The sequence below is a fragment of the Acinetobacter celticus genome (assembly GCF_001707755.1).
Classification (GTDB): Bacteria; Pseudomonadota; Gammaproteobacteria; order Pseudomonadales; family Moraxellaceae; genus Acinetobacter; species Acinetobacter celticus.
Window position 1 is genome coordinate 1 of sequence record NZ_MBDL01000010.1, and the last position, 15,885, is coordinate 15,885.

Annotated in this window: 14 protein-coding genes and 2 pseudogenes; 2 read left to right on the forward strand and 14 right to left on the reverse strand. The window is 39.8% G+C overall.

Going from position 1 to position 15,885, the window contains the following annotated elements:
- The 7 genes from BBP83_RS09020 to BBP83_RS09050 all read right to left on the reverse strand — a co-directional run.
- A partial coding sequence (locus tag BBP83_RS09020) for a 3-keto-5-aminohexanoate cleavage protein (protein ID WP_141689966.1) occupies window positions 1-294 on the reverse strand: 294 nt, incomplete at its 3' end.
- Window positions 295-1,098: 804 nt separating this feature from the next.
- Window positions 1,099-3,972 (reverse strand): TonB-dependent receptor, encoded by a 2,874-nt coding sequence (locus BBP83_RS09025; protein ID WP_068887695.1) that lies wholly within the window; start codon window positions 3,970-3,972, stop codon window positions 1,099-1,101.
- A gap of 66 nt (window positions 3,973-4,038) precedes the next feature.
- A complete protein-coding gene (locus BBP83_RS09030; RefSeq protein WP_068887697.1) occupies window positions 4,039-4,932 on the reverse strand; it encodes a FecR family protein in 894 nt (297 codons plus the stop codon).
- 1 nt (window position 4,933) lies between these two features.
- The gene (locus BBP83_RS09035; RefSeq protein WP_068887699.1) at window positions 4,934-5,473 is read right to left on the reverse strand and encodes an RNA polymerase sigma factor; all 540 of its coding nucleotides are present in this window, start codon (window positions 5,471-5,473) and stop codon (window positions 4,934-4,936) included.
- Between the two features lie 112 nt (window positions 5,474-5,585).
- Window positions 5,586-6,068 (reverse strand): transcriptional repressor, encoded by a 483-nt coding sequence (locus tag BBP83_RS09040; protein ID WP_141689967.1) that lies wholly within the window; start codon window positions 6,066-6,068, stop codon window positions 5,586-5,588.
- Window positions 6,047-6,469: a YbaN family protein gene (locus BBP83_RS09045; RefSeq protein WP_068887701.1), complete on the reverse strand. Its 423-nt coding sequence runs from the start codon at window positions 6,467-6,469 to the stop codon at window positions 6,047-6,049. Before BBP83_RS09045 ends, BBP83_RS09040 begins: the two co-directional genes overlap by 22 nt.
- Window positions 6,470-6,491: 22 nt before the next feature.
- Window positions 6,492-7,073, reverse strand: coding sequence for a biliverdin-producing heme oxygenase (locus tag BBP83_RS09050; RefSeq protein ID WP_068887703.1), 582 nt, complete (start codon window positions 7,071-7,073; stop codon window positions 6,492-6,494).
- Between the two features lie 217 nt (window positions 7,074-7,290).
- On the opposite strand from BBP83_RS09050, the pseudogene BBP83_RS15185 reads away from it, so the two are divergent.
- Together BBP83_RS15185 and BBP83_RS09055 are read left to right on the forward strand one after the other, a co-directional pair.
- Window positions 7,291-7,494 (forward strand): annotated as a pseudogene (locus BBP83_RS15185) (transposase); the annotation flags it as partial.
- Between the two features lie 27 nt (window positions 7,495-7,521).
- Window positions 7,522-8,455 (forward strand): annotated as a pseudogene (locus BBP83_RS09055) (IS5 family transposase).
- An 88-nt stretch (window positions 8,456-8,543) separates the two neighbouring features.
- Here BBP83_RS09055 and BBP83_RS09060 read toward each other — a convergent pair.
- From BBP83_RS09060 to BBP83_RS09090, 7 genes are all read right to left on the reverse strand, one after another.
- Complete coding sequence (locus BBP83_RS09060) at window positions 8,544-9,143, reverse strand: DapH/DapD/GlmU-related protein (protein WP_068887705.1); 600 nt, start codon at window positions 9,141-9,143, stop codon at window positions 8,544-8,546.
- Window positions 9,144-9,171: 28 nt separating this feature from the next.
- Window positions 9,172-10,113: a PaaX family transcriptional regulator gene (locus tag BBP83_RS09065; RefSeq protein ID WP_068887707.1), complete on the reverse strand. Its 942-nt coding sequence runs from the start codon at window positions 10,111-10,113 to the stop codon at window positions 9,172-9,174.
- 63 nt (window positions 10,114-10,176) lie between these two features.
- Window positions 10,177-11,469 (reverse strand): phenylacetate--CoA ligase PaaK, encoded by a 1,293-nt coding sequence (gene paaK, locus BBP83_RS09070; protein ID WP_068887709.1) that lies wholly within the window; start codon window positions 11,467-11,469, stop codon window positions 10,177-10,179.
- A gap of 60 nt (window positions 11,470-11,529) precedes the next feature.
- A complete protein-coding gene (pcaF, locus tag BBP83_RS09075; protein WP_068887710.1) occupies window positions 11,530-12,741 on the reverse strand; it encodes a 3-oxoadipyl-CoA thiolase in 1,212 nt (403 codons plus the stop codon).
- A gap of 11 nt (window positions 12,742-12,752) precedes the next feature.
- The gene (locus tag BBP83_RS09080) at window positions 12,753-14,306 is read right to left on the reverse strand and encodes a 3-hydroxyacyl-CoA dehydrogenase (RefSeq protein ID WP_068887712.1); all 1,554 of its coding nucleotides are present in this window, start codon (window positions 14,304-14,306) and stop codon (window positions 12,753-12,755) included.
- A 3-nt stretch (window positions 14,307-14,309) separates the two neighbouring features.
- Window positions 14,310-15,101 (reverse strand): 2-(1,2-epoxy-1,2-dihydrophenyl)acetyl-CoA isomerase PaaG, encoded by a 792-nt coding sequence (gene paaG, locus BBP83_RS09085; protein ID WP_068887714.1) that lies wholly within the window; start codon window positions 15,099-15,101, stop codon window positions 14,310-14,312.
- Window positions 15,101-15,871, reverse strand: coding sequence for an enoyl-CoA hydratase-related protein (locus tag BBP83_RS09090; RefSeq protein ID WP_068887716.1), 771 nt, complete (start codon window positions 15,869-15,871; stop codon window positions 15,101-15,103). The genes paaG and BBP83_RS09090 overlap by 1 nt, the downstream gene beginning before the upstream one ends.
- Between the last annotated feature and the right edge of the window lie 14 nt (window positions 15,872-15,885).

Genomic DNA, 15,885 nt, shown 5'->3' on the forward strand with positions numbered 1-15,885 from the left:
AATTGAACCGCCGACTTGAATAATCATGTCAGGTACTTCTGCACGTACACCTGCAATCAGTTCATTGAACTTAGATAAACGCTTTGAACCTTTACCATCTAACTCACGAACATGTAGATGTAAAACTGTTGCACCCGCTTCGTAGCATTCTACAGCTTTGGCAATTTGCTCTTCCATCGTTACAGGAATATCTTCAGGGAAATCTTGAGGCATCCACTCAGGGCCATAAGGTGCAACTGTAATTACCACTTTTTCCATGTTTTCTGGGTGCAAGGAATCATCAAAGAACTGCATATACATTTCCTATTCTATTTTTAAATCATTTATTTAATAAAATGGTTTAATCTAAATTTCTTCAGATATACCTATTGTTTTAAGAGGCATCCATTGACTCTTAAAACAAAATATAAGAAGTTAAAAAACGAAAATTGTCTGTATGTCACTAGAATTTATCTTTACGTCATTTATTATTTAATGTTCATTAGAAATGATACGAATGAATGGAATTTTTACGGTTTTGGTTGGCTTTGTTGCACAAACCTATCCTTAAGGGCTGATCCTAGCCAAAATAATGGACAGCTCCTCCCTCTAAAGATAACGTAATGTGTAGTGGTCAACAATTATTGGACACAGTTTTAAGTTTTCTTCGAGGTCTCATTCCATAAACAAAGTTCTTATTCTTTTTTGTTTTTCAGATGGAGAACTGAATATACTAGTGGCACAGTGAGTGCTCCCCCAAAGAATATAAGGGAGTGTTTCTTCTCCCTATCCTTATGGTTTACTTCAAAACTTAATTTCTATCTTTTCTAGGTTGTATGATAAAAAATCATACTAGCATTCAACACTGTAAAAATGGTCATAATCACAATCATGGTCTGTGGTGTACCTGTTGAAAGCCAAGCGAGTAACAGCGAGGAAATAATGCCACTACCGTACTTGTAAGGCGGATGCTGAACCTACCTTTCTGGTACACCATCCAATGCTGCTGTGGTTAAATTAGCGGCAATCATGCCATTCATTGAATGGATGGCCCTAGTTCTCTTATTTTTCAAGTCAATTTCTTATCCCAGATTCAGGTGAGCTAATTAATTATTTTAATTAAAACTTGTACTCAAACCCAATATTAACCGTCCTTCCAGGAGCAGGCATATAACTCTGAGTCAATGCATCTAAATAATATTGGTCTGTCAAGTTGGTAATATTTAAGTTGTAATTTAACTGGTCAGACACCTCATATTTAGCATACAGATCAATTGTTTGTACTTTTTCGTAGAATTTCTGATATGTCGTTACGACCTTATGCCATGGTTTATCCATTCGTGAAATTGGGTTGTGGGTATAATTCAAACGCCCACCCAATGTTAATTTTTGATCCAATAGTCGTGTCCCTACTCCTAAAGCATAGGAATATTTAGGCGGATTCTGTGCTGCAGCATATGAACTACCAAATCCACCATCAACACAATTTGGTGTGCTTGCTGTTCCTTTTACATACGGAGAGTTCGTGGTGTCGCGGATTTTCTGTGCAATTTCGCTATCACATGCCTTCGCCTTTTGGAAATAGTTTCCAGTTAGGTTACTAAAAAATATTCCACTGTCATAAGCCACATTCATTTCAAAGCCTGAAACCTCGAATTTATCCAGGTTTGTGAAATACATAAACTGACTACTAGTGAAATACTCATTAGGATCTAAAAAGCGAGAAATATAGTTTTTATAATCATTATTAAAATATGCAACTTTAAATGAGAATTCGTCACCTGCTGTAATTACATCATTATGCATCGTACTAAAACCTAATTCAAAGTTACGCGCTTGTTCAGGTTCTAAAGAGGCAACTGTTTTTACGTTTGCGGTTCCCATACTCGTTTCAAACAATGATGGCATACGATACGCCAAACTATAGTTTGCATAGACAAAGGTTTCTGGTAAAAAATAATACGTTGTACCTAAACTTGGGGCAAGTTTACGATCATCATTTTTAATTTGATCTAAAAACTTGGCTGTTTTGGCATATTCATCAAATTGATTTTTAAAAATAAATTCTGGATTCTCATCCATTGTCATACACATATTCTGATTTGGACAAAATAATGACTTTTCAGGTTGTTGATTTAGATCTTTAGAGCCATATTGGATATATCTTAAACCGAATCTTAGTTCCCAAGTATCCACAGGCTTATAGAAAGCCTGAGTAAATAAACTCGACTCCCAACGTTTGGCATTTCGAATTACTTGCTCTCCAAGCTTTTCCATCGCAGTTAGGGGAGACAAGTGATCCTGCGGTTTGACATATTCATGTTTGAATTCTAAGCCATTCACCCAACGCAGATCGCCCAAGTCACCAACCAAGTTCGTTTCATTTCGAATATTTGCCCCCCAATTCAGTGCTGTTTGCGGCATACGTGCATAACCGATAGTATCGGGTTCTGCTGTTTCGTAAGGATGGTAGGGATTAGAACCACTAATTTCATTGGTATTGGTATTAGTGCTCCAAATACCAGCTTTGATATCGACCCAAGGATTGTCAATCGGATTAAAACGATAATCTAGGTTATAGGCATTTAAATGAACTGTTCCTGGCTCCCATTGAGCCAAGCCAGGGGTATATCGCCCTGTTATGCAGTTTCCAAATTTTCCACAATAGCGTTGCAGTGCTGAGGGCATAATGTTGGCTAATTCTGCATTATAGTTTCTATAACCCAATTTAATATATTGTTCATCATCAATATTATATTTTGCTTTGAGTAAAACTGATTCGCTGTCCGCACTGGTATTTAGGATCTCTTCATTTTCATAAAACATACCGTGTGTCACGGTAAAAGCTTGCTGTCCAGATCCTGCAAATCGGTCCTCATGGGCTTTTTGGTATCGATCATACCCATTTTTTCCCGAAAAATAATTCCCTTGTGTTCGCGTTGCATATGCGGCAAGCAGTTCCCAGTGATCATTCTTCCAAGCCGTAGCAATACTTCCTGAACGTGCTAAATCTGTCCATTGATGGCTACGCTCATCTCTGGGTTCTACCCATTGATAGTTACCTAGCCCATTAGGTTTACTGGTCCCACTGGGTGCGATGCTGTTATCTCCCAGATTCCCCTTAATACGCACACCAAAGTTTTTATCTGCAACTAAAATATCTTGAGGTTCAAGGGTATGCATGCGGACTGTTCCACCGATATATCCGCCCTCATTATCGGCAGTGCTGCTACCTTTTTCAATTTCAATACTTCGAATCAGATCAGGGTCGACATAACTACGCTGCTGTGTACCTGAATAACCTCTGTACACATTCACCATTTGTTCACCACCATCAACAGATACACCTACACGGCCTTGACCCTGTACCCCTCGGATATTTACATCAAGTCCACCACCATTTCTAGAATCACCAACAGCTACACCTGACTGCCCTTTTAACATGTCTGCTGGGCTAATATACGTATAACGATCAAGCTGCTCTTTATCTATAAATGCTTTTGAATTTGACTCTTTAAACATATTATTTTCTTTAGATGCATATATAGTTATTTTATCGAGCTTAACTAGAGGCTGCTTTTCTAAAGTCATCGAAATCTTATGTTCATTTTCTGTTGTAGTATCAGCATTAGCTAATGTTTTTACTTTACTCGAATTTTTATTTTCAATAATGACGTATATATTTCCCTGCTTTTCAGTGTTTAAACTGGAACTTTTTAACAGCTTTTCTAAAGCTTGTTCTGCAGACATGCTCCCTTTGACTTGAGGAGCTGTCTTGGTTTGTAGCACATGACCTGCAGAAATGATTTCAATACTACTTTGTTTAGCCAGTTGCTGAATAGACTTCTGTAACGACTGACTTGGTAAATTAAAGTCAATATTCTGAGCATGTAGTGGTGTTGAATAAATCACTGTAGCAATCAAAAAACTTAAAGTTTTGTGTTTACATAGAGGTAAATTACCGCGTCTTTTTTGATGTTTAAATAAGCTCATTTGACAATCGACTCAATAAAAATGCTTCTCATTTACAAAGACGATTGATCTCTAAAAAATGTAAACCTAGTGGGCTGACTTTTTCTTAATTTTCCATTTTTGGGTAGAAGCCTGCTCAACATCTAGCGGTGCTACATACGGTAACACCTGCATGAACTGTTGTACGTTCTGTGTTTTAAACTGACCTGTAATAGGTAAATCATTCAGCTCTTTATCTTCAATATGTACATGAAAATCGCTATAACGCTGAAAGTTTTGTAGCGCTAACAAAAGCGACGTTTGGTTAAAGACCACATGACCTGTTTGCCATGCTTGCACTTGCTCTAAACTCGCCTGCTCTACAGTAGCCAAGGTCTGCCCATAATTTCTTAAAGATTGGTTCTTAGTTAAATGAATCATTGGCGCTTTAGAGTTTCGAATACCTGCCATGACCTCTCCTCTGATTACCGTAACAGATGCATCCGTTTGATTATGCTTATCTACATTAAATACAGTACCTACATCAATCACATGTATTTCACCAGCTAAGACTTCAAAACGACGTTCAAGTGGCTTTAAGAGTCTATTTTCAATGTGCTTAACCGTAAAATTAGCTTCGCCCTGCACCAACTGTATCTGACGACTACGAATACGCTGCTGAACGCGTAGCACGGTATTAGTATTCAGCATAATTTGGCTGCCATCTGCTAGTGTTATACTCTTCTGCTGACCTTTTTGTGTTCTTACTTCATATTGTTCATAGCTAGGGTTTAGTAAAAATATACCCGAAAAAATACCCAACAAAGATAAAGCTGTACCCGTCCTCACCCTCTTTTTCAATTTTCTCTGCCTTGCTCTTTCCAAAATACTTTCTTTGGATGGAAGTAAGGGCAAAAGATCATCTTCAAAACTTGCTAATCGAAGCTGAATATCATGCAAATTGGTCAAACTATTTGTTTTATTCGTCTGTTTTTGCTTCATCTTAAATATTATGATCCATAAAAATAGGCACAAAAGACTGTAAAGCTCGAGTCAAATGCTTAATTACCATGGTTCTTGAAATACCAAGTTGACGACCAGCTTCTATTTGAGTCATATCGTAAAACTGAACCAAAAGAAATACATCTTGGCAAGCTGGAGGTAACAAAGCGATTTGATTTAAAATCTGTCTAGCATATTGGTCTTTGACTACACTTAACTCTAAATCAGATAGTTGTTTAGACTCCAATTGATTTCCTAAACAAATATCTAGCTCATCGGGTTCATAAAATTCAAAGTATTTATAATAGGTCTTATTTTTTTTTAAGTTATCTAAAGCAATATTAATACTAACTTTTTTTAAAAAAGCTATAGGATTTAATAAATTGAAAAACTGTTCAGGGCGCTGGAATACACGTACATAAGTTTCTTGTACAACGTCCAATGCAATTTGTCTATTACCAATTTTAAAACTGACATATTCAACCAATTCATCATAGTACTGCACTAAATATTCATTCGGTGAAGTGGAAGGGTTTACCATTTAAAAGCTCAAAAATATAAAATGATTACTATTATCATTTAATAATGAGAATCATTGCAATTTATTTTATAATATTTTTCACCTATAGTTTTTATACTATTAATGATTTTAATCAAATTTTGCTCAAACAACTCAAGCATTTCTGATGAATTAAAATCAATTGATAGCTATCTATCTTATTTACTCTGAGCAAATCCTCTAACTCAGATTTTAATAATGGAGTTTGAAGTTGTTGTAAACATCCACACTTTTGGCAACTGATTCGAATGTTAGTTTCGTTCTTGTTGACAGAATATAAAGCTTGTTTATCCTCATATTTACATTTATAAACAATACCTACTTTTTCAAAAAGCATTAAAGTTTGATAAACACTTGCAATTGATATTTTCATGAGATTTAGGTCAACACAAGCAATAATTTCTGTAACAGTCCACTCCTTTTCAGCACTTTGTAAAATATGTAATACTACTAAACGTACCAAAGTTACTTTAATATGGACTTGACGAAGTAAAGTTTTCGCCTTTTCTAAATTTTCATTTTCCACAAACATCTTCACTTTTATCGATTTTGTAGTTAAGTCTTTGTCCAAAGCCAAATTTGTACACACACCATAACTAGAATGATGATACTCACGGCTATGACATGTGGCACACTCACGATTAAAAGCACTGCACCTACACACATACTCATTAAGGAAATTAATTTAACGCGTAAGGGCAAGGTTCGATGTGTCTGCCATTGCTGCAAAATTGGGGCAATAATTTTATTATTCACTATCCAATCATGTAAACGCTTTGAACCTTTTGCAGCAAAAATCGCGGCTAAGAAATAAAAGTCAAAAGCTGGTAAGCCAGGTAACAGCAGTCCGACTGTTCCCAATATCAAGAATATCCAAGCTAAAATTATAAAAAACCAACGCATAGCCCATGATTTTGCGAGTTCTTGACTAGGAAGAGACTTATCTGTCAGCACTTGACCCGTTCCAGCTTTTTTCATTTCATTAACCTTTATGCTGAAATTAAGTTAATTGTTTTAGATCAGCGAGAAGATCACCAAAACGTTTAAAACCTTGCATTGCACCTTCAATAATTTGTTCTTGCTCAAGCTCATTGAAATTCGCATCATCTAAGGTTTGCTTAAAACGCTTCCACACGATTGCTCGACCCTCTGGATAAGCAGCTAAATTACGCGCAGCAAAATCGGCATTAAACCCAAATCTGGCTTGCACTTCTTTATATAAGAACGCAGCACCTAAAGTTGAACCCTCGGACACATAAATCCAGCCCAAAGATTGCGGAAAGCTCACTGCATTTGTAGTATTCCCTTCATGCTTTGGTTTTAAACCAAGATCGGCTAAATCGAGGAGTGCTGCTTCAGAGCGTCCTCTCACATCTAAATCTGGGATCAACTGCGAAACATGAGGATCTAAATATAAATGTTCAACATCTTTTTGAAAGTAGTATTGTGAAAGTGTAAACTGAGCATATCTTTCTTTAGAATCCAATGCTTTAGATTCACGCATTAATATTTCCATACGATCGTGCTCTGCTGTAGTTTCTTGTTTTAAACGCGACATTAAACTATCTTGGATTGGATTCATAAATTTTCCCTCTAGTTAAAAATATTGAAAATCAAGTATTTGTAAATAAAATTACAAATAATTAATAAGAAATTTTTCATTCCGATTCATGTTCAATGAACACTTAAATTCAGAAAAGTATTCCTATTTATATAGACGATCAATTTGTCTTGAATGTACACCTACAAACAAATTTATTTATATGATTTTTTAAAAATGATAAAACCCAAAACGAAGAGGTATAGATGCTGAAATCCTACAAATACATGCAGTTCAGATCTACGAACAATGTAAGTGACTCTCAGGTTCTTGGAAATTTACTGAATCAAATTTCTCCTGATGGGCAGATTGATTCTGTCTATACGATGGGATTTATAACAAAAAATATTGCAGGCAAATCATTTCAGATCGACTAGCACATACGGTGATTCGGCCAAGAAAAGTCTTCTTCAGTAATATGAATTTCCAAATGAAGAAACCTGCACCCAAAATCTATCACACAACCAATCGGCCCTCTTATAACCAAGCTTTAATAAAGCGAGGAAATATTTCAATTTGGTTTGATCCTAGGACTCAATGGTATGCTCAGTCACAAGCTAAGCATGGAAGAAATCAAACCTATTCCGATACAGCAATTCAATGCTGTTTGATGATCAAATCTCTATTTCGCCTTTCTTTACGTATGGTCACAGGCTTTATTCGAAGCCTTATTCAGCTCTGTGGTTTAAGTTGGACAGCGCCAGATACACTACTCTTTGTAGAAGACAAAAGCATATTGATATTCAAATTAACTATCAAAAAAGTAATAATGGGTTGCATTTACTGGCTTAAGGTTTTTAGGTGAAGGTGAATGGAAACGTAAGAAGCATCAGCCTGAATATCGTCGGCAATGGCGTAAACTTCATATTGGTATCGATGCTAAAACCCTGAAAATACGGGCTGTACGGCTTAGAACGAATAATGTCAGTGATTCATAAGTACTAGAAAATTTACTTGCTCAAATTCCCTTGGATGAACGAATCGACTCAGTCTATACAGATGGTGTTTATGACACAAAGCACTGCCGATAAGTCATTTTAGATTGAGACGCACATGCGGTGATTCCGCCAAGAAAGAATGCAAAGCCTTGGAAAGATCAGCAAGCAAGGTCTATAAAGCGCAATGAGTTATTGAAAACAGTCAACCTTGAGAAGCAGTGCTTCTCAGGAAGAGCCCTTTGGAAAAAGTGGTCTGGTTATTATCGTCGAAGTTTGGTGGAAACCAAGATGCATTGCATCAAATTATTGGGCGATAAATTAACAGCAAGGAGTTTTTCTAGTCAGGTGAATGAGATTCATGCACACGTAGCCGTCTTGAATAAACTCACAGAATTAGGTCGCCCTCATACCCAAGTTATCACTTAAATTTGAGTAACTTAGGAAAGCTCTATTTTTAAAGTCTTTATGCAACAAAGCCACTCAAAGCTAAAAACCTTACTCCAATGGAAAAAAATCAAATATTTTCCTTCAATACATGTATTGCTTTAAATTCTTTATAAGTAAGTCGATCTACTGAATCTTCTGACAAAGGCTCAATTTCATACATAGACGAGAGGCAGCGTTCTGAAAGCTGTATATACTGCTCGGTACCCTTAGTTTTCCAAGAAATTTCTTTAGCCTCTAATGACCGAATCACCTTAGCTGGACTCCCCAATGCCAGTGAATTTTCAGGAATCCGAGCTTTTGCTTTTACCGTACTGTTGGCACCAATAATGGTATTTTCACCAATTTCAGCCTCATCCAGTATCACGCTGTTCATGCCCACCAGTACATTTTTTCGAATAATACAGCCATGCAAAATTGCGCCATGTCCAATATGACCGTATTCTTCCACTAAGGTCACACTGTCTGGAAAACCATGAATGGTGCATGAGTCTTGAACATTGGCATTTTTCTGAATACGAATTCCACCAAAATCGGCTCTTAATGTTGCGAAAGGACCAATATAGACCCCGGCTTCAATTACGACATCACCAATCAGCACTGCAGTCGGATGAACATAAGCTTGAAGACTAACAACAGGGATCACACCATCTATGGCATAACAAGACATCGTTTTATTCCTTTACAATCCAATTGCTTTAATTGCTAGTTTCTTCCTGCCGCAAACCACCAAAGCGTTTATAAAACTGTGGATGTACAGGTGGCATGGAACCTTCTGAAGTTCGTGCGATATCCATAAAGAATTCTTCACCCATAGCCACCACTGTTTGATACAAGTTACTGCTTAAGTTTCGGGCATTGATGGATAACCAATTTGATGGTAATAATTCAAATGGCAAGTTTGGATCTTTTAATAAAATTCGACGATATTGATGAATCAGTAAAATGCGCAGTTGAAAAGCCTGTACTGGATCTAGCTCATCTTCATTTTCTACTAAATGAAAGAACTCTCTAAACACACCGATGAATTTATCATAACGCTGATGCAACTCCTGAACAGGCCAATTAGTCTCTACCATGAGTTTCACCGTTGGATAAGATTCCTGCCATAACAGCAAAGCTTCTGCCTTAAATACCACCACCTGCTCTGTCATTTTCAAACTCAACAGTAAGTTTTGCAGTTTGTAGTGATCACACCCCGGATAGGCCATGACATTGGTGGCAATATTGGCAAAGCCCAGCCATTCCAGTTCTTTTTTGAGTAGTAGTTTATTTTCCAGTTCAACCGAACTCAGCAGGACCAGATCCCATTTTTGGTCCCATTCCTGATGAGTAAAACTGTAAATTTTTTGATCTGCCATAATGAAGCGCTGGCGACTACTTTCAGTCACTCGGTAATAACTGGTACGGCCAATTTTCTCCGAGACTAGCCAGCCATTTTGAACTAGGCGAAACACGGCAGTACGAACTGATCTCTCGTTAAAACCAAATACATCCATTAACTGAATTAAACTGGCCAGACTGATAATGCCACCGCGGTGAAAAATACAGTCACCAAAGATGGTCATGATTAATGACGTCCCGCTCAGTGCTTCATTGCTAATAAAGTCATCGATTATTTGTTTTAATTTCGGATTCATTTCGTTTAACTTTACCTTTTAAAAATTAGATGATAGACCACTTGACTATCATCCAATAGTACTTCATGCAGACTTACGGATATCAAACACACGTTGTGTCTTCCCTTCAGAGCGTGGCAGACTACCTTCTGGTAGTACCTCCACACTTACACTAATACCCACCATAGTTTTAATCTGGCCCTTAAGCTGAGTCGCCAGCTGATGTGCCATAATATCACTACTATCTTTACGCATTTCGGTACGAATATGCAATGTATCCATATGTCCATGTTTACAAATATGGATTTGGTAGTTAGGAATTAATTGCTTGATCTGTAAAATTTGCTCTTCAATTTGGGACGGGAATACATTCACACCCCGGATGATCATCATGTCATCACTACGGCCCACAATTTTATCCATTCGGCGCATGGTTCGAGCAGTCCCTGGTAATAAACGGGTTAAGTCACGGGTACGATAACGAATCACCGGCATGCCTTCTTTGGTAATGGTGGTGAAAACCAGCTCACCCAGCTCACCATCTGCTAGCACCTCACCTGTTTCAGGGTGAATGATTTCAGGATAGAAGTGATCTTCCCAGATAGTTGGTCCATCTTTGGATTCCAGACATTCCATCGCTACGCCAGGTCCCATGACTTCTGACAAACCATAAATATCTAACGCATCAATGCCTAGGCGCTCTTCAATCTCCTTACGTATTTCATTGGTCCATGGCTCTGCACCAAATACGCCGGTTTTAATCGAACAGTTTTTGGCTGTACCAAATTTTTTCTCGAGTGCTTCAATAATATTCAGGCAGTAAGATGGAGTGACCATCAGTGCAGTTGGTTTAAAATCATGAATCAGTTGCGCCTGACGTTCAGTCTGTCCACCGGACATTGGGATCACGGTTGCACCTAAGCGTTCAACTCCATAATGTGCACCTAGACCGCCAGTAAACAGACCATAACCATAAGACACCTGAATAATATCTTTGCTGGTCAACCCGGCAGCTCGAAGAGAACGTGCCACCATGTCAGACCAGACATTAATATCATTCTGAGTATAACCAACCACTGTAGGCTGACCAGTGGTGCCAGAAGATGCGTGCACACGTACAATCTGTTCCTGTGGAACAGCGAACATGCCAAACGGATAGTTATCGCGTAAATCCTGTTTGATGGTAAACGGAAATTTAGCCAGATCTTCCAGTGATTTTAAATCATCCGGATGTACACCTGCATCATCAAATTTCTTTTTATAAACTGGACTGTTTTGATACGCATGCTGAAGGGTCTTTTTCATACGCTGAAGCTGGACACTGCGTAACTCATCAACCGATGCCGTTTCAATTTTTTCCATTGCATTGTTATTCATATTCTTACTCCTGACACAGTCATCCTGACCATGATTTATTTCATTAATTGAATGATGTTCTTAATCCATATTTTCTAGAATCAGTGCAACGCCCTGTCCTACACCAACACACATGGTACAGAGTGCATATTTTCCCTTACGACGTTTTAGTTCTTTCATGGCCGTGATCACCAGACGGGTGCCACTCATACCTAAAGGGTGGCCTAAGGCAATAGCACCACCATTCGGGTTAATTCTCGCATCATCATCGTGTAGACCCAGTTCACGAATCACTGCCAGTGACTGCGCAGCAAAAGCTTCATTCAGCTCAATCACATCCATCTGTTCCAGACTTAGGCCAGTCTGCTTCAAGACTTTCTGTACAGCTGGCACCGGCCCAATGCCCATATATTTGGCTTCAACACCAGCACTGGCTATCCCGATTACTTTGGCTTTCGGGTTCAAACCATACTGCTTAGCAAACTGCTGATTCCCTAGCAAGACGCAAGCTGCTCCATCATTAACACCCGAAGCATTACCAGCGGTGACAGAACCGCCTTCTTTACGAAATGGTGTTTTTAAGGCTGCTAGATTGTCCAGCGTAGTCTCTGCACGCGGGTGCTCGTCTTGGGAAATGGTGAGGATGGTTTTCTTCGGACCCTTGACCTCTACCTGCAGAATTTCTTCGGCAAAAATACCTTTTTGTTGTGCTACTGCAGTTTTTTGCTGGCTGTGATAGGCGAATAAATCTTGATCTGCACGGCTAATCTGGTATTTCTCAGCCACATGCTCTGCAGTTTCCGGCATGCTGTCGACGCCAAACTGTGCTTTAAATTTTGGGTTGATGAAACGCCAACCAATAGTTGTATCATAAATTTCTGGCGTACGGCTAAAGGCAGTTATGGGTTTGGATTGCACATAAGGTGCACGGCTCATAGATTCTACGCCACCAGCCACAATAAATTGTGCTTCACCCGATTTGATGGCACGTGCTCCTATTCCAATGGCATCTAGACCTGAGGCACATAAGCGGTTCACTGTAATCGCTGGAACAGAATCAGGTAGCCCTGCAAGTAAAGCCGCCATACGTGCAACGTTTCGGTTATCTTCACCGGCCTGATTAGCACAGCCTAGAATCACTTCGTCCAGTTCCGCCCATGGCAATGCAGGATACCGATCTTTGAGATGTTGAATCGGTAGTGCTGCTAGATCATCGCTACGGATACTGCTCAATCCACCGGCATAGCGTCCAATCGGTGTGCGTATTCCATCAAAAATATAAACCTGTTCCATGATTCTTCCTTTTAGCCAGCTACACGTAATGGGTGCTGCTGAGTTTTCTGTGCATGTCCCTGCACCGCTTTCTTTGCTAAATATATACTAGTTCTATAGCGATCTTCACCATAAATACGATACATATTTTCTATAATTTGTAAAATTGTGTAATATCCAATTCTTTCTGCCCACTCAAATGGACCACAAGGATAATTAACACCATATTTCATAGCAGAATCAATATCTTGTTCTGATGAAATATCATGCAAAACGGCTTCACATGCCTCATTTACTAACATGGCGATACTACGTATAACATAAAGGCCTGGATGATCCTTAGACCAAATTGGTATCACATTCATACCTATAAGTAATAGCTCTGTCGCTTGACGCTGTTCTTTACTACAAGCCGGAGATGCAACCACTGGAATCGCTTGGGCATTAGCCCAATCTGCATGCCAGTCCATCAACACCACTGGAGCATGCGGATAAGCCAGTTCAACCGACTCGCCAAGCGATAATCGTAGTGAAAGATCACCTATCAGGATTTCATTCTGTTCTGCCGTATGAAAACTCAGTTCCACATGTGATGCCTGTTTTAGACGTTCAATCAATGCTAATGAATGTAGCCATTCACCTTTTACCGTGACTTTGAGCTTATTTAGCGACTTAGCATAACTGACAGGCAATTCATACGTTGGTACAGACTTGGCCTGAGCGTAATCATAAAAACCCTGTCCAGACTTGCGTCCATAACAACCAGCGTCAACTAGCTCTTTTTGAATCAAGGATGGGCGATAACGTGGCTCATAGAAAAACTCTTGATAAACACTTTGCGTGACCGAGAAATTTACATCCTGTCCAATCAAGTCCGTAAGTTCACACGGTCCCATGGCAAAACGGCCACATTCGCGCATAATGTAATCGAGCTGTTCGGGTGTGGTGGTATTTTCCTGTAAGGCACGAAAGGCTTCGGCATAATAAGGTCGTGCGACGCGATTAACAATAAAACCGGGAGTAGATTTTGCCCGTACCGGAATTTTATTCCAGTCCTTCATTAACTCAAATACGGCATCGGCAATGGTTGCTGAGGTTTTTAGTCCGCGGATAATTTCCACCAGTTTCATCACTGGGGCAGGATTAAAGAAATGCAGCCCAATCACTCGCTCCGGATTCGGAATAGCTGAGGCAATTGCAGTAATCGAAATCGATGAGGTATTGGAAGCAAAAATTGTCTGTTCTGGGCAAATAGCAGCAAGCTGTTGAAACAGATTTTGCTTCACTTCTTTCTTTTCGACAATGGCTTCAATAATTAAGCCAGCATCGGCAAGTTGCTGAATATCCTCTGCCACGATCAGATTGGCAAAGGTACTCTCTAGCAATTGCTGGGTCATTTTGCCATTTTGTACGCGCTTGCTAAGCTGTGCCTCTAAAGCAGTTAAGGCACTCTGAACTTTACTGCTATCGAGATCAAACACATACGTCGGATGTCCGTGCATTGCTGCCAGTTGTGCAATACCAATCCCCATGGTTCCAGCACCAACCACAGCAACTTTCACTCGCTCTAAACTGATCTGTTGCATGATTTAGCATCCTTTATATTCAGGGGTACGCTTCTGCATAAAGGCTTGTACACCTTCTTTATAATCGCTTGAACGTCCAGCCAAACGCTGCAAGTCACGTTCTAAAATTAACTGATCATCCAAATTATTGTCAGCTGCGGCATGAATCGCTTTTTTGATCAGGGATAGACCATAGGTTGGTTGTTGTGCCAGATGCTCTGCCAGTTTTTTAGCTTCTGCTTGCAGTTGATCATCTTCAACCACTTGCCAGATCATGCCAAGTTGTACTGCGCGCTCAGCTAGAATTTTATCGCCGAGCATCGCTAGGCCCATCGCCTGAGCACGCCCGACCAGACGTGGCAGAAACCAGGTGCCACCTGAATCTGGTACTAAGCCTAGACGGCAAAAGGCTTGAATAAATGAGGCTGATTTTGCTGCAATTACAATGTCACAAGCCAAGGCAATATTGGCCCCTGCCCCTGCTGCCACTCCATTCACCGCACAAATCACTGGTTTTGGCATTTCAGTAATCAGTTTAATTAAAGGGTTATAGTATTTTTCAATCGATAAACCTAAGTCTGGGGCATCGGCGTTCGGATCAACTACACGATCATTTAAATCCTGACCGGCACAGAAACCACGTCCTTCGGCTGAAATCACTACGGCACGAATCTGGTTGTCTTTGGCCCAGGTCTTGATGACCTTGGAGACTTCCTGATGCATGATTTCATTAAAACTGTTGAGCTGTTTTGGACGGTTAAAGGTCAGATAGCCCACAGCATTTTTTTCTTCGACAATAATTGTTTGATAATCCATTACATACCTCTAAATTCTGGTTTTCTTTTTTCTAAAAATGCATTGATGCCTTCTTGGCGATCTTGAGTTGCAGCCAGCCAGACAAAATGTTGACGTTCAAGCTTCAATCCCTGACTTAAAGTCACTTCATGAATCGACTTTAAAGATTGCTTAATAGCACGAATAGCGAGCGGTGCCTGCTTAGCAATTTTTGCTGCCAGTTCCAGTGCATACTGCATGGTCAGTCCTGCTGGACAAATCTGGCTACTGATACCATGTTGCAATGCGGTCTGTGCCGAAATCATTTCACCAGTCATGGCCCAACGCATCGTCAATTGCTGACCGACCAGACGGGCTAGGCGTTGTGTGCCGCCGGCGCCTGGCAACATCCCTAAACCAATTTCAGGTAAGGCAAACTGGGCATTTTCTCCAGTCAGCACTATGTCACCATGCAAAGCCAACTCGAAACCTGCACCAAAGGCATAACCATTCACGGCCATGATTAAAGGCTTGGAAAATTCATCAATTTTTTTCCAAAGCAGAGGGCGCTGGTCTTGCTGGATACTGACTACATCTAACTGTGCCAACTCATTTAAATCAGCACCGGCAGCAAAGCATTCCGTATTTCCGGTAATGACTACGGCTTTCACGGCAACATCTGTTTCCAAGTCCTGTAAGCATGTTGCAATGTCCTGCAAGGTGGCATTATTTAGGGCATTGCGCTTTTCCGGGCGATTCAGTTCAATCAGGACTACGCCGGGTTTAGGTGAGTTGATTTTAATGTATAACATCCTTGACTCCTATT